The following is a 22,422-nucleotide window of genomic DNA, read 5'->3' on the forward strand; positions in this document are numbered from 1 at the left end:
GCGCTGCCCCACACACCTCTTGCATTCCCGGGAGGAAGGCGGTCAGTCAACCCAGAGTTGACCGGCCATCTCTCGATCGCCGAGGCCACCCCGGACGCCTTCGGCGGATGTGACCATGTCGATCCACAAGCTGACGGCCGGGAGCGGGTACGACTACCTGACCCGCCAGGTCGCAGCCCAGGACGCGACCGAGAAGGGCCACACCAGCCTCGCGTCCTACTACTCGGCCAAAGGCGAGGCCCCCGGCACCTGGATCGGGTCCGGGGTGGCCGGCATCGACGGGCTCCACGAGGGCGACGAGGTCACCGCCGAGCAGATGCGCAATCTGTTCGGCGCCGGCAAGCACCCGCTGGCCGAGCAGCTGCGCGCCGCAGCCGCCGGGGCCGGGCTGAGCGAGCGCGAGCAGGAGACCGCCACGTGGCTGGGCAACCCATTCCGGGTCTACGCCAACGACACCTCCGCGTTCCGGATCCGCGTGGCAAGGGAGGTCGCCGCCCTCAACGCCACCCGCGGAGTACGCTCCGCCGACCCGGTGCCGCTGGACGACAGGGCGCGCATTCGCACCCAAGTCGCGGCCCAGATGTTCCGTGAGGAGCACGGCCGCGAGCCCGCCGACGCCCGCGAGCTCGCGGCAACGATCGCCAAGCACTCCCGCCCACGCACCAACGCTGTCGCGGGCTACGACCTCACGTTCTCCCCGGTCAAGAGCGTCAGCACGCTGTGGGCGATCGCCGACCGACCGACCGCGGCCGCGATCGAACGGGCACACCAGGCGGCGGTCAGGGACGCGCTGACGTTCCTCGAGAGCACAGCCCTGTTCACCCGCGAGGGCACCGACGGCGTCCGACAGGTCGAGACCCGCGGCCTCGTCGCTGCCGCGTTCACGCACCGCGACAGCCGCGCCGGCGACCCCGACCTGCACAGCCACGTCGCCGTCGCCAACAAGGTCCAGACCCGCGAGGGCGGTCGGTGGCTGGCCATCGACGGGCGGCTCATGTTCGCCGCGACCGTCGCCGCGTCCGAGACCTACAACACTGCGCTCGAGCGGCACCTGACCGACACCCTCGGTGTGCGGTTCGAGGTCCGCGAGGGCGACGACCCGCGCAAGCGTCCGGTCCGCGAGATCGTCGGCGTCGACCCGGCGTTGGCTGCCCGGTGGTCGGACCGACGAGCCAGCATCGAAGAGCGACGAGCCGAACTGGCCAGCTCGTTCCAGGCCACCCACGGACGCCCGCCCTCCCCCGTGGAGTCCGTGCAGCTGGCACAGCAGGCGACCCTCGAGACCCGGCAGGGCAAGCACGGACCACGCAGTCTCGCCGAGCAGCGCGCCACCTGGGCGGACCAAGCACTGCAGGTCCTCGGCAGCGAGAGCGACGCGCAGGCGATGCTGCACCAAGCACTGCACCCGCCCGTGACGCCCACCCATCGCGTCGATGCCGCGTGGGTCCGCGAGACCGCCGCCACCATCCAGGAGACGCTCCAGGAACACCGCTCCTACTGGCAGCGCTGGCACGTCCAGGCCGAAGCCCAACGCCGTGTCCGCGGCGTCGACGTTCCCACCCGCGACGTCGACCGCGTCATCGGCTTCTTGGTCGACGAGGTCCTGACCCGCCGATCGGTGCCGCTCACCCGCACCGAGCAGGACATCGACACCCCCGCCGCGCTGCGCCGCAGTGACGGCGCGAGCGTCTACACGGTCGCCGGGTCGACCCTCTACACCTCCCCCGCCCTGCTCGCTGCCGAAGCACGGATCGTCGCCCACGCCGGCGAGCGGGACGGCACCCGCGTCACATCCGCCGCGGTCGAACGGGCGCTCGCCCAGTCCGCCGCCGACGGCCTGCCGCTCAACGCCGGGCAGGCAGCCCTTGTCACCGAGATGGCCACTTCCGGTGCACGGGTCCAGCTCGCGATCGCCCCCGCCGGAGCGGGCAAGACGACCGCGATGCGCGCCCTGGCCGCCGCGTGGACGGCTGGCGGCGGGGACGTCGTCGGGCTCGCGCCGTCCGCCACTGCCGCGACGGTTCTGGGTGAGGCCATCGCCGCCCGCACCGACACCATGGCCAAGCTCCTGTGGCACCTGGACCACGATCCGGAGCACCTGCCCGGCTGGGCGCGGCGCATCGGCCGGGCGAGCCTGGTCGTCGTCGACGAAGCCGGCATGGCCGACACCCTCTCCCTGGACCGCCTGATCGAGTTCGTCACCGCACGCGGCGCGTCGGTGCGGCTCGTCGGCGACGACCAGCAGCTGTCCGCGATCGGCGCGGGCGGCGTCCTGCGCGACGTGCGCGCCACCTACGGCGCCCTGCACCTCACCGAGCTGATGCGATTCGCCGACCCCTCCGAGGGCGCCGCCTCCTTGGCCCTGCGCGACGGACTGCCCGAGTCCCTCGGCTTCTACCTCGACCAGCGCCGGGTTCACGTCGGGGACCTCACCACCCTCACCGACGACGTCTTCGACGCCTGGCGCACCGACCGCGAGAACGGCCGCGACGCCGTCATGCTCGCCCCGACCCGCGAACTCGTCGGTGAGCTCAACGACCGCGCCCGCACCCACCGCCTCGACGGTCAGACCCCGGAGCGCGCCGTGCCCCTCGCCGACGGGTCGACCGCCTCGGCCGGCGACACTGTCCTGACCCGGGCCAACGACCGGAAGCTGCGCGTGACCGGCACTGACTGGGTCAAGAACGGTGACCGGTGGCACGTCACCGCCGTGCACCCGACCGGGGCGCTGACCGTCCGGCACACCACCAGCCGATGTAGCGTCGACCTCCCCCCGGACTACGTGCGCACCTCGGTCGACCTCGGCTACGCCACGACGATCCACACCGCCCAGGGCGTCACGGCGGACACCAGCCACACGCTCCTGACCGGGCAGGAGTCCCGGCAGCTCGCCTACACCGCGGTGACGCGCGGCAAGACGGCCAACCACCTGTACCTCGAGGTCGTCGGCGACGGCGACGAGCACAACGTCATCCGCCCCGAGTACGTCCACCCACTCACCGCGACCGACCTCCTCGAACGCATCCTCGCCCGCGACGATTCAGCGCAGTCGGCCCACACCACACGCCGGGTCGCCGAGGACCCCGCCACCCTGCTGGGCCAAGCGGCGGCCCGGTACGTCGACTCCCTGCACGTCGGCGCCGAACAGCTGCTCGGCGCCGAGCAGGTCGCTCGCCTGGACAGCGCCGCGGACCTCGTCGTGCCCGAGCTGACCAAGGCCGCCGCGTGGCCGACTCTGCGCGCGCACCTGCTCCTGCTCGCGGCCCAGGGAGGCGACCCCGTCCTTCGCCTCCGCGCCACGGCCGGTGCACGCGAGCTGGACACCGCGGACGACGTCGCTGCCGTGCTCGACTGGCGGCTGGACGACACCGGCCTGCGCAACGCCGGCACCGGACCCCTGCCCTGGCTGCCCGGCATCCCCGCCTCCTTGTGCGAGGACCCACAGTGGGGCCCGTACCTCGCAGCCCGCGCCGCACAGGTGCGCGACCTCACCCAACAGGTCACCGAGCAGGCGCGATCGGACCAGTCGACGCCGCAGTGGGCCCGCACCGGGCAGCGTCGCCCCGACGACGAGCTCCTCGTCGACGTCGCCGTGTGGCGCGCGGCCACCGGGGTGCCTGACAGCGACCGGCGCCCCACCGGCGCTCCCCAACTCGGCAAGGCCGCCGCCCGGTACCAGCAGGCACTGGACTCCCGCCTGGCCACCCACCACACCCCGGCCCTCGCCGAGTGGCAGCCCCTGCTCGACCGCGCAATCACCGACACCACACGGGACCCGTTCATACCGGTCCTCGCCGAGCGACTCTCAGCCCTGTCCCGCGCCAGTCTCGACGCCCCGCAGGTCGTCCGCCGTGCCCTCGCCGACGGCCCCCTTCCCGACGACCACGCCGCAGGTGCCCTGTGGTGGCGCATCACCGGTCGCCTGTCTCCCGCGGTGGCCGCGCGAGCCGAGTCCGACCACCACCTGGCCGCGTCGTGGACCCCCCGGCTCGCTGACCTCGTCGGCCAGGACACGGCCGACACGTTGCAGGCGAGCCCGTGGTGGCCTGCCCTGGTCACCGCCGTCGACCACGCGATCGCCCGCGGCAGCACCGTCGAGGACCTGCTCGTTGGTCGGATCGCCGACGACGACGTCGACCCGTGCCAGGCGCTCGTCTGGCGGATCTCCATCCTCATAGACCCCGTCATCGACGATCCCGACCGGTACGCGCCCACCCCCGCGCTCGGTGGCGACGACGTCGACCCGTTCGGGCAGGACGAACCGCAACACGCGCTCGTCGCCCCCACCGACGACGAGTGGCAGCACCTGCTGCCCGCGGTTGACCAGACCTACGACGACCCGTTCGCGCCCGAACCGGACGAGTCCGCCTCGAGGGACCCCTTCGACGACCCTGCAATCGTCGAGGCCTACCTCACCCTCGCGGCGGCTGTGCGAGCCCACGCCACCACACTGCCGCCTACCGACCGGATGATTGACGCCCAGGCGTCCCGTGAGTTCGACGCCGCCATGGCACCGGTCAGCCCTGCCCGCATCCTCGAGCTCAACCGACTGGCCACCGACTACTACGTGCGCCAGTTCCCCGGTTCCTGGGCCCAGCCCTACCTGGCCGAACGGCTCCGTACCGACCTGACCGGCGACCCGTACGTGCTCCCCGGGTACGCCCCGGCCGGTTGGACCCGGCTCGTCGATCACCTGCGCCGCCAGGGCGTCACCGACCTGGAGCTCACCGAGTCCGGCCTGGCCAGCGTCGCGCGGACCGGTCGCCTCATCGACCGCTTCCGCGATCGCCTGATCTTCCCGATCACCCGCGTCGCCGCCGACGGCCAGCTCGAACCCCTCGGCTTCGTCGGCCGCCGTCACCCCGACGCGACCGACCAGACCGGCGGACCGAAGTACCTCAACACCCCCGACACCCCGCTGTTCCACAAAGGTGCGCAGCTCTTCGCCGTGCGCCGCGATCTCCTTGCCCAGGGAGCTGCGCCGGTCCTCGCTGAAGGCCCCATGGACGCCCTTGCCATCTCCCTCGCCGGCCAGGGCACCTACGTCGGAGTCGCCCCCCTCGGGACATCGCTCACCGAGGAACAGGCCGCCGAACTTGCTGCCGCCACCCACCGCGTCGGTGTCACACCGCTCATCGCCACCGACGCCGACCTCGCAGGCCAGATCGCCGCCCAACGCGACTATTGGCTCCTCACCGCACACGGCATCAACCCCGCCGCCGTGGTGCTGCGCGCCGGCAGCGACCCCGCCGACCTGCTAGCCACCTCCGGCCCGGGCGACCTCCACGTGGCACTGAGTCGGGCGTTCCCTTTGGCCGACGCGCTCGTGCAGGAGCGCCTCCACACGCTCCATGGCACCGCGGGTCTGCGCGCAGCGGTGATCGTCCTCGCCGCCAGCTCACCCGAAGGCTGGGATCTCGGCGCGGTCCGCATCGCCACGGCGACTGGCGTACCGGACCACGTGGTTCGCCGCGAACTGGCTCGGGCGGCCAAGCGATGGACCCACGACCCTCGGACCGCCGCCGGCGCACAGATCGGCGGCCTGTCGTTGGTACGCGACCGCGCCATGTCCACCGCAGCGATCGCCGCTCCCGACGCGGAGCCGGTGCCGTCCGCTGATCGGCATGCGCTGCGCGCTCGCCAGACACCCCGTACACGCACACCACGGCGATGAGCCGTATCGACATCATCGCTCGCAAGGCTGACGACTCGCCTGCGAGCAGCGGGTTAACACGGGATCCGCGCCGCCGGCTGACGCCGTCTCCGTCGCTTGTTCGTCCAGCCCCTCCCAGAGCGGATCGGCTCAGGAGTGGTGTCGGTGCTGCTGTATAGCGTGCGCAGCATGAGAGGCGTGAGATGCCCCACGGCCCGCCCGGCTGTCGCTACCGAGGTCGAAGCTAGCGTGATCGCCTCTCGGGTTCGCAAGGGGGCGAAGGCAGAGAGGTGTAGATACTGCGGATGGTGGCACGTCGTCGGACTCGGTCCGGCGCTCGAGCGGCCGTCGAAACATCGCTCACGTCACTAGCCACGTTCCGCGGATGGTCGAGTTGAGCGCGCCAGTAGGCGGCCGCTGGTGAAGACCACTGTGAGCAGCGCTAGCCGACGACGACGGGCCCCGAACCGAGTGTCGCCGCGGGCCATCGACTGCGACTTTGGAAGTACTCCAGCGCTTCGGGGGCATCCGTGAACTCAAGCAGGCCCCCGACCTTCGCGGCTAGGAGGTCTCGAACCTCGTCGGGTGTCGCGAAGAAGAACTCCCGACGTTCGTTTACGAAGTTCACCCGCCGGTCTTCGAACGCCCTATGCAGTTCGCCCTCGAGCGTGATGGCGTCTTCGGAGAAGAACAGCGCATGTACGTCGAAACGGAACGGCACGGACGCGTCGCCCAGTTCCCGGATCCGATCTCGCGGCTCGAGGCGCCGCGTCATGCCGATCTTCACCACGTTTGGGCCGAAGGCGCCGACGTTGGAGATCACGTAGACGTAGCCGGCGCGGATGTTGGCGATCCGGTAGTCGTTCGCCTCGATTGCCTCGTCGATCTGGGCGAGGCGGCCAGCCAACTCGTCCGCCGCCGCGTCGTCGCCGCTCGCACGCAGCGACGCCATGACAATGACGTAGTGGGACTTCTCCTTCTCGAGGCGTTCCCTCTCGGCCGCAAGTTCCTGCTCCGCTCGGCGCTGCTCGCGCAACTGTTCGCGCTCCTCGCGTGCGAGTTCCCGTTCCTCCTGCACCTTCATCTGGAAGTCCGCCGTCAGTTCCAGTTCGGCCAGGCGCAGGGCGTGGAAGGCCGGGTTCACCCGCATCTCCATGATCGTGCCCAGCTTCTCGATCGCCGCAACGGCGGCCTCGAGCCGCTTCTTCGCAGTGCTGATGTTCCCGGATCGCAGTGATCGAACGCAGTTGTCGGCCTCGGCGTTGTATGCGCGAAGCATCAACTTGGAGAGGTCGCCGACCATCTTGCGGCCTTTGGCCAGGGATCCGTCGAAGGTGAACCGGTCCGCTGCCAAGACAGGCTGGCCAACCCTCACGATCGAGTCGATCTGAGTTTCGAGGTCCCGGAGTCTGTCCTTATACGCGGCCGCGTCCTCAAGCGGATGGTGGTAGCGGTAGATGCCCACGTCCTGCAGCACCCGCTGATCACTCAACTCGATGGCCTCCCCGCGGCTGGCCCGCGCAGCAGTCAAGGCCACCTCGAGCTCAGCGATGCGACTCAGAAGCGTAGCCGCGTCCGGCTGAGTCAGCAGGTCCTGGGCGGTCCCGGAGACGAGACTCGCTTCGATCGCTGTCGAAGGGACGACGCGCGACTCCCCGGCTGATGTTCCAGGCTCGTCGTCGAGCCCTGCAGCCGGTATCCAAAGCTGCCAACCGACGGGCAGGTCTGGCCAGGACGGGTCGGGCTTCCATCCCGGCGGCGGCGCCCAACCGGGCGGCGGGGTCGGCCAACCCGGAGGCGGGTTGTACCTCACTCGGCGCTCCGCGCTCGCACACCTCTGCTGGTGTCTGCTGGTGTGACGTCGAAAGGCGACTTCGACACCGCGGCCCCCAGATGCGCCAGGGTTGCCTGCGGCACGACCTTCTCCAGGTCGAAGTTGCTGAAGGACTCTCGGTCTGCCGACACGATCACCAGAGGGACGCTCTCCGGCCTTCCTGTGGCGGGCGCGATCCGGTCGACACCCACGGTCAGCGCAATGGAGTGGACCTTGCCCGCACGGTCGGCTTCGAAGACCTCATGCAGCGTGCGCACCGCGACCTGCCACACGGCGCCCGCGTAGCGGTCCTTCTGAGCCTTGACCGGCAAGGGAGTCGCCGCGATGAGGTCCTTGGCCTTCACATACTTGTACTCCTTCACTGCAGGGAGCGTTGGCGGCTCCGGCACAGTCACCGTCAGCGTGAGCTCGCGCGTGTCGAGCGTGAACTGATAGTCGTGGCGGACAGGGAACGCCTCCGGGTACACCGAGTTCGACAGCACAATCCCCACGTACTGCTGGATCGCGGACTCCACGTCGAATGCCAGCTCGTTGACGAACGTGTCCAGCTCCTGATTGCGGGCCTCGACTTCGGCTTCACGCTGTCGACAAGCCTCCGCATAAGCTGATTCCGCGGCTGCGAGGCTCGTGATCCGCCGCCGTTCGACGCCCTCACGCCGCGCTTGTGCCGCGACGTAGGCCGCGTGCAGGGCCGTCGCCTCCTCATGCCACTTCAGACGTGCGGCCTCGTAGCCGGACCGCGCACGCTCGACTGCTTCCTGATGCCGCTTCTTGCCACCGAAGGCTGCCCCTAGAGCGCTCGGACCCGACGGTTCCACGTAGGCGGGCTCCGTCGGGTAAACCAGTTCCGGCATGGCCGGCGTTGGGTTGGCAAGAACACCGGCGTCGAACGGCGGATGTTCCGCCGTGGACCTGAGACTCTCCAGGTCGATGTGGTCGTCAACCTCGAGAGTCCAGGCCAGCAAGCCGTCGATCTCTCCGTAGACCCTCGCCAGATCCGAATTCAGTGACGCAACCTTGGCGAGCTTGTACTCGGTGTAGAGGCGCGCGGCCTCGCGCTCAGCAGTCTTCTGATCCGCGAGCGAGGCACGACTGACCGCCAACCGCGCTCGCTCCGCGGCCTTTCGAGAGCGATCCAACTCACGCTCCGCGCTTGCACGCGCCCGGTCGTTAGCTACCTGCTGCGCCCTACTCCGCTTCTCAGCCTGCTGCGCCTGATAGTTCATCTCCGCGAAGAAGCCGCGCTTGGCCACAGATCCCCCTCGACACGTCTGACACCCCAGCAAGCGTGGACGCCTGCCCCCGAACACCGTATCCCTCGACGCCGACGGCGCCGGCGAATCCGAGCCAATCCCGTTCCTCAACGGAGCAGATCGCGTGGATTTAGCCCGCTGGGTCGATTGTCGCTTGGGTGGCATGCGTCCAGACGAGGACGCCATTCTGCGAGGAGCCCCATCCGTCGGCGAACTTTCAAGTCTCGAGATCAGGCCCCGGGCCATCGATGATCTGGAGTTGCGGCTGTGTCGACCGTCCGTGCCACACCGGCGTGGGTGACATTGCGGCGGGCGCGGTCAGAGTGCCGAGATCGGCGTGCTGCACGGCTGCTCGTTCTTGCACGGCCGCTTCAGCCGTGTGCCTCGCATGCCGACTCTTCGCGGGCCAGGCCTGATGGCCGGCTTCTTGGCAATGCTGGCTCATCCGCTGGCGCATCCGGTCGGCGAAGGCAGGCAGCGCGTACCTGTGCCACTCCTCAAGGCCGTCGGCGGTCAACCCGAGGCCAGCTCGGCGGCGCAGGTCGGCGAGGACAGCGAGCTCGTGCACCAAGTGGGGGTGGCTGGGCCAGCACGACGGAATCATCGCGTCGGCGTCCCACACATACTCATGGTTGAGCCAGGTGACGACCTGCTCGAGCCAGCGCCAGATCTCGGCCCGCAGTTGAGGGTCGACGCATGTCGCCGGATCCCAGGGGCGGGCCAGCAGGCGCGGGTCCCCCAGAGCGTTCTGCTGCTCGAGCATCCCGCCGCCCCCGGCCAGGTCGAGCTCGGCGTAGGCGTGCTCCACCCGACGGCCCGCTCGCGGGAAGGCACTCATCATCGCCCGGGCCGCCTGGCTCGGTGCAGGAGTGGGAGCCTCGTCGCTCACGGTCGAGTGTCCTCGCGATCATCGACGAGGCCGCGGCGTCGCGCCTCGGCGAGTGCCGCGACGGCACGAGCCTCAGGGCTGAGCTGGTCCCGGTGGCAGGCGGCTACCTCCACTCGCAGAGCGTCCTTGCCGGCCAGCAGTCGCTGGCCCGCCTTGCCGTCGATGCATCTATGCAACTTGGCAATGATCGGCGCACCGTTCTCCGCGAGGACCAGTGCGTGCCGCTCGGTCAGCTGGCGCACCTCGGCCGGGGTGAGGATCGCGATGTCCTCGCCAGACATCTGTCGACCAGCCATCTGCCCGCTCTGCCGGGAGGTGCGCGCTACGCGTACCTGACCGAGCAGGTCCGAGACCTCCTTGTTGAACGCGACGTCCTTCGATCCGCCGAACACGATCAGGGTGTTGGTCAGCCCGAGCAGGGTGCGGGTCTCCTGCTCACCGAAGATCGCTGTCAGCTGGGGCCATGCCTGGGCGGCCCAGATGAAGCTAATGCCCAGAGCGCGCTCGTTGGCCATGCGGGTGCGCAGGGTCGGCAGCGGCGCGGTCGAGGGCAGCTCGTCCAGCACGGCGTGGAACGGCGGGCACAGCCGTCCCCATGAGCTGGCGTTGGCGATCTCCAGTGCGGTATCGAGGACGTGCTCGGCGAAGGCAGTCATGAGCGGCGAGGCGGAGGCGTAGGGATCCTCACGGCCGAGCAGGTAGATGGTGCCGTGCGCCGCGATGACGTCCGCGATCGCTGTGGCTGGGTAACCCGGGCGGGGCACGCATCGGCGTCGGATGTCGTCTTGGAAGAACAGGGACATGGCCTGCTGGATGGTGGTCACGGTGTTACCGGCGGTGCGGTCGTCGCCGTGCAGGGCGCCGTGCAGCAGCCCGCCCCAGAACGACGCAGCGTGCGGGTGTTCGCGCAGGATCTCGCTTGGCTGGGTGGCGGCCAGCGGCCGGGCGACCCACCGCAGCACGTCCTCCAGGCTGCCGCCGGTCAGTGCGGCCGCGTGGAAGAAGCCCTGAAGCACCTTGGCGGCCTCGGCGGCGTAGAACCGCGCGGCGGTGTCGCCATGACCGCCGGCGACGGCGCCCTTGACCGTGCCTGCGGTGAACGCCTTCGCGCGGCGCTCGGCAACGAGCGGGTCGACGCAGCCGCGGATCGGGTCCCACACCACCTCCGGTAGGCCAGGCACGAGGCCGAACGGGTCGAGCACGACGCACGGGCGGCCGCCGGTGGACCGCGGGCCGAACGACAGCAGCAGGTCGTCCACCTTGGTGAGGGTCGCCATCGCGGCTCCGGGCGCGTCGAGGAGCGCGGGCACGAGCAGGTCCAGGGTCTTGCCCGAGCCCTGCGGGCCGATCACGCCCGCGGTGCGGTCCCACGGCACCCACAGCTCGCCCCCGCGAGGCTCGCTCGCCCTGCCGAGCCTCCAGCCGACGTCGGTGGGGTGCAGTCGTCGGTGACGGTGCGTCATCGGCGGCCGCCTCGCGGAGCGCCGTACAGGTCCGGACGGATCACCCGGGCGTGCCGACGCAGCCGGGTCCGGCCAAGCAGCGCCTCGGCCTCCGCCGCGGTGGCCATGCCACGCAGGCGGGCCGGTCCCCAGCGGTCGAGCCCGAGCTTCACCGCCCAGCCGATCACCAGGACGACGAGGAGTTCGACGACGGCGACGCATGCCCACAGCAGCCCGGACGTCGCGGGGTGACCTACGGCGGGCAGACCGGCACCGGCCTGCCCGCCCAGGAGCGGGGCGAGGGTGGTGAACAGCGCCAGGCGGTCGACGAACACCCATCCATTGCCGGCCACGAGGTTCGCGAGCGACCGTCCGGCTTGCAGGCCCAAGACAAGAGCCAGAAGCACAGTCAGCAAGGTCGCCACCGGGATCTCCCAGGTGAACGGGTACGGCGTCGTGCGACGTGATCGCTGCATGTGCCACCTCTGCCTCCCAAAGGCTGCACAGGCTCGGTCGGTGCTCACGGGGCGTCGGAGCGGGCGCCTCCTACTCTTCGCTCAGTCGCTCCAGTTCTGGATACGCAGGACCGGTTCATAGTCGCGGCCGCCGTAGAACCGCCCGCGAGGAGGCACGCGAACCCGACGGGTCAGCAGCCGCTGCCCGCCCGCAACGTCGGTGGCTCGCCGAACACGGCTCCGTCGCGCCGCGTCGAGCCTGCCGATGTCCTGCGGCGAGGTCAGGATGTGATCTCAACGACGGTGCCGACCACCTGTGCAACTGGCGTCCACAGGTCGACCTCGACCTCAGGCGACTCGATGCTCACGACGAGCGAGTAGTCGACCCCCAGGCTGCTCTGATCGTACGTTCCCCGGTTCTTCCACCAGCCGGCGACCGGATAGACGGCGATGGCTCCCTTGCTCGCCAGCGCGGCCGCTGTTCCTCGCCAGATGTCCGTGTGCAGGGAGCCTGGTGCCTGCTGCTGGTTGCTCCCGAATGTCCAGCCCTGTTCGGTGTCGAGGCCCGGCGGACGCTGGCCGTCTTGCCGTGCGCGCGTGTTGATGCGCTCACGGAATGACTCGACGCTCTCCTCAGGACGCCGGGTCGCGAATCGAAGCCCGTGCGAAGGGTAGATATACCGCCCGGTCCAGCCGCGGCTTGAGGGGTTGGGCTCCACGAAGTAGGACAGCGTGATGCGCAGCCGTACCTGGGTCTCGCCAAGATTCTCAAGTTCCTGCACCGGCCACGGCAGGTCATGCAGGTTCATCTCGCGGACCTTGCCGGCGTTGCTAGCGCCGTCTCGTTCGTACGGGTGAATACGCGCCTCGGCGATGAGCGTCAGTGCGTCGGCTGCGCTGCGCAGCGCCCGGCCAGCGTTGGGTACACCCATGCCGTAACGGCGTAGGAGGCTCACCCGGCGACCCATCGTGGTTGCAGCATCCAGGCGGACGCTCATAGCCGGTGTCCACTCGGCCGAGTGGACGATCAAGGCCCGGACGGTCTCAGGGCGGAGTGTCGGGTAGGCCGCCTGGATGTCCGCTGCGATAGCGGCGACCTGCGCTGTGGCGGCCGACGTGTCCCGGGTGGTGGTGAAGAACCCCTCCCCGGGGCGCTGGAGCCGCGTCGTGAGCAGCGCGAGGTTAGGAGGGGTGTCCACGCCGGTCTTGTCCGGTGAAGCGGCGACGTTGCCCCCGTCGGCGACCACCTCAGGCTTGAAGGGCCACTTCTTGCGATCAAAGACGACCGAGGTACGGCTGACCGGCGAGAGCTCGCCGCGCTGCGCGATTGGCGCGTAGCCGGCGAAGTCGGCTGGTGCACCGGACATGTCGTCCTGCTCGGAGTAGGCGCCGACGGTCAGCGCGTTCCACGCCTGCGCAGGGTCCTCGACCGGTTCGACATCGCTTCGATCAAGGTGATCGTCAGTCGCAGCGAGATCGCGGATGTTGCCGGCGGAGACCACAAACAGGCGCGGTCTGCGCGGCTCGTCGCGATCCAGGTAGGTGAACTTCGGGTCGGTGTCGTCGATCGCACGGCCGAACGACAGTGCGTCGATGGTTGCCGACCACGACGTCGGTCGTCCTGCGTCGGTGTGTTCGGCCGGATCCGCTTCGGCCGTCGATGAGACCGGGCGCGGCGCGGTGACTGCCAGCATGAACACTCGAGTGCGATCGGCGGACTGAATCTCGGGCAGGTCCACCGATCGCGCGATCATCGCGCCGTACAGGTCGCGGTCGTTGTCCCCGTGGTCGGGCAGGAACTTCACCGACTCGAGGCCGTGGCGCAGTCTGACTGGTTGGGTGCTGACGATCGCGCCGTGCAGGTCGCCGTACAGCGCCAGCCCGGCCATCTCGGTGCCGTGGGGGTGGAGGGGCTGCACCCGCCAGCGCGGGTCGGCCACATGCAGATCGCTCTCGTTGATCGAGTCGACGAGCAGAGGGTGTCCGGCCTGGATTCCGGTGTCCAGCAGGCATACCACTGGTGCGTTAGCGTCGGCTGCCCGCAAGCGGTTGCGTAGATCTTCGACCCAGTCGGCCTGCTCCATGGCAGGGAGCTCAGCCAGCAGGTTGGCGACGTCGTGCGGTCGCCTCAACTCGGCAATGTCGTCGAGCGCTTCGAACGCCGAGGCCAGTTGGTCGGCGGTCGCGTGCAGGAGCACGACGGTCCTGTCCCCGAAGCCCAGGTAGTGCTCGCTTGTTCGCAACTGAAATCGCGCAGTGAAAGCAGCGAATCGGTCACGCGAGTGCCCGTCGCGTCTGCGGAGCCACACTTCCCACCAGAACGTCTGCGACGCCTCGCTGGGGTAGAGGTCCTCCGGGTCTGTCCAGAGCTCTCGGGTGGTGGCTCGGCGGATCGACTGGATTCCATCGACGAGCGTGGCGTTGCGCGCTCCATCTGTGCTGGCCGTCTCGACGTACGCGGTCAGGCGCTTGGCGAAGTACTCCTTCTTGCCGTCCGGGATGTACACGGTCGCGACTTGAACGCTGCCGCTTTCCCTCTCGTCCTGTCGCACAGCTACAAGTTCGGGTTGGTCCCCCGCTCGTTGCGGGTCCAGGCTCTCCAGGGCCAGCTCAAGGCCCGGGAACGACTGGAATGTGACGTAGGTGCCTTCCGTCTCGGGCTCATCGGGCGGGGCGGTGAACGCTTGCTCGAGCTCGCGGGTGAGACGACTCCCGTGGCGTCGCCGGTCACCGGTGAAGCCCTCCTTCTCGCCGCCGCCTCCGGCGGCAGCAAGCGTGAACGGCTCGGGATGCGGCGGGGTCGGGACGAGGATGTGCGGGCGATCGCGTACAGCCATACTGCCTACGCGATCGGCTCGAGATGAGCACCAGCGCGCGGCCGCTCCGCCAGTGCTGCGACCAGATCTCCGGTCAGGATGCGGGTCCGCCCGTTGAGGACTGTGCGCTTGGCAGCGTTCTCGGTCGCCGTGGCGATCTCCGCGTGGCTAAGCCCGCGCGCCGCCGGGACCACCCGGGGCCAACTGACGTTGCCAGCATGGAAGGACGCCAGTCGGTTGCCGATGACCGCTCTGATGCTCTCGTCATCGGGAAGCGCGAAATCCATGATCGTGTCGAATCGCCGATACAGGGCGTTGTCCAGCAGCTGCGGGTGGTTGGTGGCGGCCACGATGACGCTCTCGGACGTGTCCTCTTCCAGGAACTGCAGGAACGAGTTCAGCACGCGGCGGATTTCGCCGACGTCGTTGGGGGCAGCTCGGTCGCCGGCGAGCGCGTCGACCTCGTCGAACAGGTACACCCCCCGGGTCTCGACGAGGGCGTCGAATATCAGGCGCAGCTTCGCGGCTGTCTCGCCCATGTACTTCGTGATGATGGTGTCGAGCCGGATCGCGAACAGCGGAAGCCCGAGCTCGCCTGCGATGACTCGCGCCGTCGAGGTCTTCCCCGTGCCGGGCGGGCCGATCAACAGCAGCCTGCGTGCCGGGTGCAGCCCGTGCCGGGCGAGCATGTCCCGTTGACGTTGTTCGAGCAGGACGTGCCTCAGCCGCTCGGTCAACGCTGCGGACAGCACAAGGTCCGCCAAGCGTGCCTCGGGATAGCTGACAGTCAGCAGAGAGCCCAGCTCCCCGCGTGGGCGCGCGAAGGGCACCACGGCAGCAACCCGCGCCTGCGACGTTGTTCGCTTGCGTAGTTCGTCGACGAGGTCGCGCAGCTCCTGCGCAAACCTCGACTGCCCGGCGCGAGCAGCCTTGGCGGCCACCTGCATCGCGACCGCGTAGAACTGAGAGTCGTCACCATCGGCGTGGCTCTTCACCAGTGCTTTGAGCTGGTCATTGGTCGCCACGCCGTCACCTCCTCCGCAGCTTTCGGCGCCGTGACCAGGGTTGGTCGGCGTCACGTTCAGGATATCGGTTGCGGATCGCGGCCGGCCGTCGCCTCGCTGTCGGGCTCTGTCGTATGGACGCACCACCCGGACGAGGCCGACCGGTGTGCACGGCAACCGCCTCGCGCCGCGGGCGTGCCTGGGCGCGTGGCCTGGACGGGCAAGTACAACTTGTGGCCGACGTGGTCGACGCAGACCTTCCCGCCGCGGAGGACGCTCACCGAGATCGGAGTCGTTGTTAAAAGGCATCACGTCGCAGCCCCGACCCGCCAGATCGAGAACAGGTGATGGTCGGTCCAGTGGCCGTAGTCGTAGTGGCCGACGCGTGATCCGCCGGCCTCGATGGTGAGCTGCTCAGCGGGGTCGAAGACGATCATCACGTGGCCGACGCGGTTGGGGCCGAGGTAGCTGTCGGTGAAGATCAGGTCACCGGGCCGCTCCTGGCCGAGCGGCACCCGGTAGCCGTTGCCTTGCGCGACCCAGTTCTGCTGGGCAGCGGCAGTGCGCGGCAGGGTGATGCCGATCTGCGCGAACGCGGCCCGGGTGAACGCCGAGCAGTCCCATGCGGAGGGCCCGTTGGCGCCGTAGACGTACGGCTCGCCGAGCTGGGCGGTGGCGAACGCCAGGACGGTCGCGATCTGCTGGTTCGGCAGCTCGGGCAGGGCGGGGTTGCCGACGCCGCCGATGCCGCAGTCGGACGGGTCGCCCGCGACTACCCCTCCCCCGTACGCGGCGGCGTAGTACAGGACGTCGTTCACGTACCAGTCGGCGTGGTTGTACGCGAACAACGCTCGTCGCACGCCGTCGACGCCGGCGGTGACCCCCGACGCGGTCAGGTAGTTCGCCGCGCTCATCACCGAGTCGGCGTCGTTGCCGATGTTCGCGCGCCCGTCGCCGGATCCGTCGACGCCGTACCGGGCCCAGCTTTCGGGCATGAACTGCATGAGCCCCTGCGCGCCGGCTGAACTCGTCGCGCGGGTGCGCCCGTGGGCGGTCTCCTCCATGCCGACGCCCGCCAGCAGGGTCCAGGGCAGGTGGTACCGGTCGGAGGCAGCGAGGTAGAGCACCTTGACGGCGTCGGGGATGGTCGCGGCCGGGTTGCGCAGCGACGCCAGGCGAGGTGTGCCCGGTGCCGGCAGCTCGAAGCCGAGCCCACCCTCGCCGGCCGGATCACCGTCGGTGAGGACGACCGCCTTGGCCGAGGCTGCGTCGGAGACCGTGCAGGCCGCCTGGACGGCCCCGCCGGAGACGGTGGACACGATCGCCGCCGCGCCCATCAGAACCAGCGCGACCGGCATGACGAGGGCCACCACGATCCCGGTTGCGAGGACCTTCATGACCTACGCCGCCCCGGCGATGGCCTCGTTGGTCCACGTCAGCTGCTGCTCGACCGGGTGCAGCCGCGTCTCGACCTTGTACGGGTGCTCGCCGACCATCCACAGCGCCCGGCCCTTGCGCTGCATCGCCCACCCGGTGATCGCCGCGGTCGCCTGCGGGCCAAGGCCGAGCATCGCGTCCAGGTCGCGGGCGATCTCGGGCTTCTGGCCGTGCAGGATCTTGATGTCGGCGAGGTGCATGAGGTCCCGGGCGATGTTCGCGGCCTGGGAGCCGACGTCACCGACGGTGAGCATGTCGGACGGCTTGTGCGCGTTGGCCCACTGGATGTCACCGCCCTTGCCGGCCACGCCCCGCGACAGGCGGAAGTCCTCGTCCAGCGACTTCACGGCGTCCACGCCCAGGCGCATGATCTTCCACACCTCGTCGCGCACGACGACGCGCAGGTCCCCGGCGGGGCGATCTCGCGCATGCCCCGGCCCCAGGAGTTCAGCGCGAGCAGGGCGATGCCGATCGCCTCGTCGCCCAGCGGGCTCAGCCGCGACAGCGACAGGGACTGGATGGGGGCGGTCCAGTCGACGGCGATGTTCGTGTGGTCGTCGAACAGGCCGGCCAGGGCCCCGGAGACGAGTTGGCCCAGGGCGTCGCGCAGCAGGCGGCTCTCGTCGAGGAACTGCTGGCGGGTGGCGAAGCGGCACTGGTCGACGAGGGTGTCGCTGGGCTCGTCGAGGTGGTGCCACAGCTGCGGGATCGTCGTCTCGGTGAGGGTCGATGAGGCGTGCGCGTAGCCGGTGAGGTCGCGCAGTGCGGTCTTGACGATCACCTCCTCGGAGGGGCCGAATGGGACGCGTTGCTCGCCGATCCGCTGGCTGCCGACGAGGCCGCGGACGAGCGTCAGCCAGCGGGAGAAGACGATTGCGGCGCGCTGCTGTGCCTGCCGGGCGTTCAGCCGGTCCCAGCCGTCGCCGAGGGTCCGAACGCCAGCGGGTTCACCCGTGCCGGCATGCCGGGGCCGAGGGCGATGGGGTCGACGCCGAAGAATCGGCACAGCGGCTCGTACTCGTCCTTCGGGTCGCCGAGGATGAGGATGCGGTAGCCGAAGTCGGTCATGCGCAGGGCGAACGCCTTCGTGGTGGCGGACTTTCCGGTGCCGGGCTTGCCCATGGTGATGACGTTGGCGTTGGTGACGGGGATGTCGTCGCGCAGCACCCAGCCGATCGGGTCGGCGTAGAACGCGGTGCCCGACATCGTGTCGGCGCCCATCTGAGCCCCGGTCTGTGGCAGCCCGGGGCCGGCGACGAACGGCCAGAACGCCCCGGCCTGGTCGGAGGTCATCTGGTAGGACACCACCGGCGCCGACGCGGGTGCCCAGCCTAGGCCTCGTCGTCGGTCGCCGCGCGCCCGCACGTGCCGGAATAGCCTGTCGGGCGAGGCGGCGGGCGGCGTAGCGAGAGCGGCAGGTCGTGCCCGAAGTCGGCGAGGAGCCGGGAGACGTCCCTGCCCGTCGTTGCCGGCCGGGGGCTCACGCGTCCCCCGTCCGCGTCAGGCTCACGCCGAGCGGCACGACGGAGGCGGCGAACGCAATGTCGTGGCTGACGTCCAGGCGCAGCGGGGCGAACCCGGCGCGGCGGATCGCTGCGTCCAGGCGGCGCCCATACTCGGCGACGCGCACTGTCTTGGGCACGGTGACCGTACACACCGCGTACGGGCGGGTGACCGCGCTGCCGCGGGCCTGCTTGATCTCCAGGGATCGCACCTGCGCGGCCGCGTCGTGCATCTTCGTCGTCGAGCGCATCCGGGCCCGCTCCCGCAACCCCTGACCCATGTCGGCGGCCCACTCGCGCGACGCCGTCTGCCGAGCGGCCTTGGCCTGGCTCAGGATCGGGAAGGCGACGAGGAAGCTGCGCCGCTCCCCCGGCTCGGTCGGGGTCAGGACCGGAGCGAGCGCACCCAGGACGGCGCCCTTGACCGGGAGCTTGATGGTGGCGCTGATCGAGTTCCACGCGTCGTGGCTGTAGTGCCGGGCGACAACGTCGGCGCCCGATGGGCCGGCCATGGCCCACGGGACGTCCGCGGTGACGTCCTCGCCGTTTGCCGCAGCGAGGAGCGCGTCGACGATCCCGGCGCGGTCACCGGGGGCGAACCCGGTGCGGCACGCCACGGCGAGCTCGGGGCTCGTCAGCCAGGTCACGGCTACCGCGCCGAGGCCGCCCTTGAGCTGGGCCTCGACCTCGGCCATGAGCCCGTACATGACCTGGGCGCGTCCCTCGACCCCACGGCCGGCCTCTCGGGCCGCCTTCCCGATCCGGGTCTCGGGCACGACGATCGTCACGAACGCCTGAGTGCGGACCGACGCCTGCGTCAGGACGCGCTGCAGGTCGTCGTTGATCGCCCGGACCTGCGCCGGCCCGTCGGGGCGGCGGTGACGGCGGATCCACTCGTCGCGCTCGGCGCCGTCCTCGGGGACCGTGCGCACCAAGAGCAGGACCTCGTCGATCAGCTCGGTGCGTCCCGCCTGGTCGATCAGGTCGGCCAGGCCCTTGGCCATCCGCGCCCGGTCGTCGACCCCGCGCATGCCGATACCCGGGTGGACGATCGCCGCCGTCGCCGCCCAGGTGCGCGCGACGTGGTTCTGGATCAGGGCTACCCGCGCGGCGTTCAGGCCGACGGGCGGCCCCTCGTGGATCTCGACGCCGGTCAGCGACCCCGGCAGATCGACGCCTCCGAGGTCGTCGGCCTGCCCGCGCGAGGCCTGGGAGCGAAACCGGGTCCAACCGCCGAGCCCGCCGATCGCGACGGCCGTGCTGGCCAGCAGCCAGCCCAGGGCCGAGCGGCCCCGCACCGGGACGACAGTCACCACGGCGACCACGCCGGCGACCAGGAGAAGGACGGCCGCCGACGCCCACGCTCGTCGGCTCAACGCCCAGAGGACAGGCAGGACGCAGACGGCCAGCACGGCCGCCTGCCAGCCTGTGAGCCCGAACGGGAACCAGCCGATCCTGGCTCGGGAGTACTCGCTGTAGACCTGGCTCACGGGCAGTCTCCTCTCTCAGACGACGACCGCGGCGACGGCTGCCTCGGGCGCTGCGGCTGGCGCCTCCGGCACCGCCGGCGGCGCCGGCCGTCGGGGATCCGCCGACCGGGGGCTTCCCGGTGGCGCTCGGGCTGGGACCGAAGCCGGCATCGTCGTCGGGCCCCGAGCCATTGATGTCCGGGGTGTCCTCGTCGCGCGAGCGGCCCTGTTGACCGGGCCGGGAGCGGCTGCCGGAGAAGTCCGGGATGTAGGTGTTGTGGCCGACGCCCATCTGATTCGTCAGGTCCGCACCGAGGGCGGCACCCTGGCTCCCCAGGCCCTGCGCCATGCCCCAGCCCTGCGCCAGCACCTGACCGCCCGCGCCGAGGGCGCCGAGGAAGCCGCCCGCCGAGCGAGCAAACCGGTCGTTCGTGGCCGCCTCCGTGTCGGCCTCCCTCCGGACTGCCCGGAGGCGTCGCTGCTGGAGGCTGCATCCGAGGTGTTGGCGCCGTCCGCCCGCCCGTTCAGGACTCCTTGCCAGCCGCCCTGGGCGGCCAGCCCGGCGCGCATGGCCGAGCCGGAGCTCGTCCCGGGGTCGACGAACGCGAGCAGCTTGAACAGCGCCAGCGGCGCGAAGCTGCCGACGAAGATCAGCACGACGCCCGGGACGGCAGTGCCGATCGCCGTCTGCAGGGAGTCGGTCATCGACAAGGCCACGCCGCTGGTCGCCTTCACGCCCAGACCAAGCATCAGGACCATCAGGACGGGCGTGAACGCGGCGGCCAGGAACCAGCGGAACGTCTTCCAGAACCAGGACCGTCCGCCGTCCCAGACGAGCCCGGCCGCGGACACCGGATTGGTGGCGGCCAGCACCATGAGCGCGGCCGCGCGGGCGAGCATGACCAGCAAGTGCGCCACGGCCGCGAACACGACGAAGATCCCCAGAACCCCGAGGACCGTCGCGACGGTGCCGTCCGTGAGGTCCGCGGTCGAGAACCCCGTCCACGGCTGCCACGCCGACATTGAGTCGACGCCGAGCAGCGACTGCGTCAGCGCCCTCGTGAGTCCCCGGCGGCGGCGAGGATCGCGACGGCGAAGACGATCCACATCACCCACACCGCTCCGAACTGGCCTACCCCGAGCAGCACCCGGCCCACGCTCTGCCCGTCGCGGCGCACCCCGGCGATGCCGAGCTGCACCAGGAACAGCAACAGCACCACGGCGCCGGCGATCCAGAACGTCGCGCCGTAGAGGTCCCGCATCGGGCCGCCGGCGCTCAGGTCGGGCACGAGGAACGCGTCCTCGATGGTGAGGGCGAGCTTGGGCAGCCACAGCCCGGCATTCCAGATGCCCAGCATCGCGGCGGTCCACCCGTCGGCGACGACACTGGCGGCAGCGTTGCCCAGGGCAGCGAAGGGGTTGAGGTAGTCCGACCAGTTCATACCGACCTCACTTCGCCGCGCTCGTCGTCCAGGTGCGCCACCCGGCGGCGGCGGCGAGATCGGTCCCGGGCCAGGTCGATGGCGCGGGCGCCGGGGACGCACCGGGCGCGATGACCCAGCGGTCGGCGGCCCACTGCAGGCGTTCGCAGTACCCGTACGCCGCGCGAGCTTCCGTCACGACGGTGACCGTGACGTCGAGCAGCACGCAGGCCACCACCCAGTCATCCTCGTCGCTGCCCTTGATCTGCGCGGCCACTGGGACGGTGACCACCGAGGTGCCGGGTGCGTCGATGTGCCGCCCGGCCTCGCTGGCCAGGAGGGCCTGGACCGCGGCCATCAGCGCCCACTCCTCGACTCCCGGCGCCCCGGGCGCGGACCAGTGCTCGTGCGCGGCTCGCACCTGCGGGATCGACATGCTCTGCAGAACCGTCGTCGCTATCGCGGCGAGCTGGCCGACCGCACCCTCGGGGTGCGATCGAACCCCGTCGGGACCTCCGCAGGGCCAAGACTCGTCGCCGCGGGCACCACGATCGTCGGCGCCGGGCTGGCGGCCGGGGTGCCGCCGCGGGAGTCGTGCGGGGTCACCCGCAGCATCGGCGCAGCGGCGATGGCGTCCCGGCGGGCTGGCCCGCTCGGCACGCGTCGACGACCACCGCGGCGCGATCGTCCCCGGTGCCCCTGGACGCGACGGCGCCGTGCACGGCGTAGACCAGCCCGACCAGGCCGCTCACGACGACGAGGACCAAAGTGACGACGATGGCGAGGAGCCTTCGCCTGCCCCACTGCGGGGTCTCGTCGGGAAGCGCCGACATCACACGCAGCCCGCGCCGGTGATACCCGCGACCATCGGCGGGACCACCATGTACGCGATTCCGGAGATGAACATCGCGACCAGCGAGACGATGCCGGCCTTGCTGGCATGCGGCAACGAGAACACCCGCCCGCCGACGATCGCCCCGAGCCCGACGATCACGCCGATGCCCAGCGGGATAAAGGCACCCCCCCCACATCCGTAGCCGGTCATCTGGTCCGCGTAGGCCTGGGCGCCGGGCGGCGCCACCGGGCCGGAACGGCGCGCATGGCGGTGCCGAGACTGTGCGCGGCGAGGATTGTCATGAGCTTCCCTTCTGTGGATGTCCGGCAGCGCTCACGTGGCGCAAGACGTCGCGCGCGGCCGTGACGAGCGCCGGTGGCAGCGGCGCAGAGTCGATACCGCGCAGGGCGAG

Annotated in this window: 18 protein-coding genes; 1 reads left to right on the top strand and 17 read right to left on the bottom strand. The window is 70.5% G+C overall.

The features are described from left to right. The first annotated feature begins 115 nt into the window (after window positions 1-115). Window positions 116-5,674 (top strand): MobF family relaxase, encoded by a 5,559-nt coding sequence (gene mobF / locus LJB74_RS20415; protein WP_259310227.1) that lies wholly within the window; start codon window positions 116-118, stop codon window positions 5,672-5,674. A 421-nt stretch (window positions 5,675-6,095) separates the two neighbouring features. Here mobF and LJB74_RS20420 read toward each other — a convergent pair whose 3' ends face one another. From LJB74_RS20420 to LJB74_RS20500, 17 genes are all read right to left on the bottom strand, one after another. Next, window positions 6,096-7,466: a DUF4041 domain-containing protein gene (locus LJB74_RS20420; protein ID WP_259310228.1), complete on the bottom strand. Its 1,371-nt coding sequence runs from the start codon at window positions 7,464-7,466 to the stop codon at window positions 6,096-6,098. Beyond that, window positions 7,463-8,740, bottom strand: a complete 1,278-nt coding sequence (locus LJB74_RS20425; RefSeq protein WP_259306615.1) for a hypothetical protein — start codon at window positions 8,738-8,740, stop codon at window positions 7,463-7,465. The genes LJB74_RS20420 and LJB74_RS20425 overlap by 4 nt, the downstream gene beginning before the upstream one ends. Window positions 8,741-8,957: 217 nt before the next feature. Next, complete coding sequence (locus LJB74_RS20430; protein WP_259306640.1) at window positions 8,958-9,629, bottom strand: hypothetical protein; 672 nt, start codon at window positions 9,627-9,629, stop codon at window positions 8,958-8,960. Further along, complete coding sequence (locus tag LJB74_RS20435) at window positions 9,626-11,092, bottom strand: type IV secretory system conjugative DNA transfer family protein (RefSeq protein ID WP_259306617.1); 1,467 nt, start codon at window positions 11,090-11,092, stop codon at window positions 9,626-9,628. Before LJB74_RS20435 ends, LJB74_RS20430 begins: the two co-directional genes overlap by 4 nt. Then, entirely contained in the window at window positions 11,089-11,547 is a 459-nt protein-coding gene (locus LJB74_RS20440; protein ID WP_259306618.1) for a hypothetical protein, read from the bottom strand. The genes LJB74_RS20435 and LJB74_RS20440 overlap by 4 nt, the downstream gene beginning before the upstream one ends. Before the next feature lie 260 nt (window positions 11,548-11,807). Then, window positions 11,808-14,363 (bottom strand): S8 family peptidase, encoded by a 2,556-nt coding sequence (locus LJB74_RS20445; RefSeq protein ID WP_259306641.1) that lies wholly within the window; start codon window positions 14,361-14,363, stop codon window positions 11,808-11,810. Window positions 14,364-14,368: 5 nt separating this feature from the next. Beyond that, entirely contained in the window at window positions 14,369-15,367 is a 999-nt protein-coding gene (locus tag LJB74_RS20450; RefSeq protein WP_259310229.1) for an AAA family ATPase, read from the bottom strand. A 287-nt stretch (window positions 15,368-15,654) separates the two neighbouring features. Further along, entirely contained in the window at window positions 15,655-16,743 is a 1,089-nt protein-coding gene (locus LJB74_RS20455) for a bifunctional lytic transglycosylase/C40 family peptidase (RefSeq protein ID WP_259306622.1), read from the bottom strand. A gap of 3 nt (window positions 16,744-16,746) precedes the next feature. After that, window positions 16,747-17,151: a hypothetical protein gene (locus tag LJB74_RS20460; protein ID WP_259310230.1), complete on the bottom strand. Its 405-nt coding sequence runs from the start codon at window positions 17,149-17,151 to the stop codon at window positions 16,747-16,749. Beyond that, complete coding sequence (locus LJB74_RS20465) at window positions 17,127-17,564, bottom strand: hypothetical protein (RefSeq protein ID WP_259310231.1); 438 nt, start codon at window positions 17,562-17,564, stop codon at window positions 17,127-17,129. The genes LJB74_RS20460 and LJB74_RS20465 overlap by 25 nt, the downstream gene beginning before the upstream one ends. Window positions 17,565-17,686: 122 nt before the next feature. Next, window positions 17,687-18,076: a hypothetical protein gene (locus LJB74_RS20470; protein ID WP_259306624.1), complete on the bottom strand. Its 390-nt coding sequence runs from the start codon at window positions 18,074-18,076 to the stop codon at window positions 17,687-17,689. A 187-nt stretch (window positions 18,077-18,263) separates the two neighbouring features. Next, window positions 18,264-19,775, bottom strand: coding sequence for an SCO6880 family protein (locus tag LJB74_RS20475; RefSeq protein ID WP_259306625.1), 1,512 nt, complete (start codon window positions 19,773-19,775; stop codon window positions 18,264-18,266). A gap of 279 nt (window positions 19,776-20,054) precedes the next feature. After that, window positions 20,055-20,777, bottom strand: coding sequence for a type IV secretion system protein (locus tag LJB74_RS20480; protein WP_259310232.1), 723 nt, complete (start codon window positions 20,775-20,777; stop codon window positions 20,055-20,057). Between the two features lie 26 nt (window positions 20,778-20,803). Then, window positions 20,804-21,196: a hypothetical protein gene (locus tag LJB74_RS20485; RefSeq protein ID WP_259310233.1), complete on the bottom strand. Its 393-nt coding sequence runs from the start codon at window positions 21,194-21,196 to the stop codon at window positions 20,804-20,806. 7 nt (window positions 21,197-21,203) lie between these two features. Beyond that, window positions 21,204-21,611 (bottom strand): hypothetical protein, encoded by a 408-nt coding sequence (locus tag LJB74_RS20490; RefSeq protein WP_259310234.1) that lies wholly within the window; start codon window positions 21,609-21,611, stop codon window positions 21,204-21,206. 166 nt (window positions 21,612-21,777) lie between these two features. Beyond that, complete coding sequence (locus LJB74_RS20495) at window positions 21,778-22,008, bottom strand: hypothetical protein (RefSeq protein WP_259310235.1); 231 nt, start codon at window positions 22,006-22,008, stop codon at window positions 21,778-21,780. Next, complete coding sequence (locus LJB74_RS20500; protein WP_259310236.1) at window positions 22,008-22,220, bottom strand: hypothetical protein; 213 nt, start codon at window positions 22,218-22,220, stop codon at window positions 22,008-22,010. The genes LJB74_RS20495 and LJB74_RS20500 overlap by 1 nt, the downstream gene beginning before the upstream one ends. Window positions 22,221-22,422 lie beyond the last annotated feature (202 nt).

The organism is Cellulomonas sp. P24 (assembly GCF_024704385.1).
Lineage (GTDB): Bacteria > Actinomycetota > Actinomycetes > Actinomycetales > Cellulomonadaceae > JAJDFX01.

Coding starts and splice junctions, on each gene's coding strand:
- LJB74_RS20480 (WP_259310232.1), bottom strand. CDS start 20,777: ATGTCGGCGTGGCAGCCGTGGACGGGGTTCTCGACCGCGGACCTCACG.
- LJB74_RS20500 (WP_259310236.1), bottom strand. CDS start 22,220: ATGACCGGCTACGGATGTGGGGGGGGTGCCTTTATCCCGCTGGGCATC.
- LJB74_RS20460 (WP_259310230.1), bottom strand. CDS start 17,151: ATGCGCCTGGGCGTGGACGCCGTGAAGTCGCTGGACGAGGACTTCCGC.
- LJB74_RS20470 (WP_259306624.1), bottom strand. CDS start 18,076: ATGACCTCCGACCAGGCCGGGGCGTTCTGGCCGTTCGTCGCCGGCCCC.
- LJB74_RS20485 (WP_259310233.1), bottom strand. CDS start 21,196: ATGAACTGGTCGGACTACCTCAACCCCTTCGCTGCCCTGGGCAACGCT.
- LJB74_RS20495 (WP_259310235.1), bottom strand. CDS start 22,008: ATGTCGGCGCTTCCCGACGAGACCCCGCAGTGGGGCAGGCGAAGGCTC.
- mobF (WP_259310227.1), top strand. CDS start 116: ATGTCGATCCACAAGCTGACGGCCGGGAGCGGGTACGACTACCTGACC.
- LJB74_RS20455 (WP_259306622.1), bottom strand. CDS start 16,743: ATGAAGGTCCTCGCAACCGGGATCGTGGTGGCCCTCGTCATGCCGGTC.
- LJB74_RS20435 (WP_259306617.1), bottom strand. CDS start 11,092: ATGACGCACCGTCACCGACGACTGCACCCCACCGACGTCGGCTGGAGG.
- LJB74_RS20445 (WP_259306641.1), bottom strand. CDS start 14,363: ATGGCTGTACGCGATCGCCCGCACATCCTCGTCCCGACCCCGCCGCAT.
- LJB74_RS20490 (WP_259310234.1), bottom strand. CDS start 21,611: ATGTCGATCCCGCAGGTGCGAGCCGCGCACGAGCACTGGTCCGCGCCC.
- LJB74_RS20440 (WP_259306618.1), bottom strand. CDS start 11,547: ATGCAGCGATCACGTCGCACGACGCCGTACCCGTTCACCTGGGAGATC.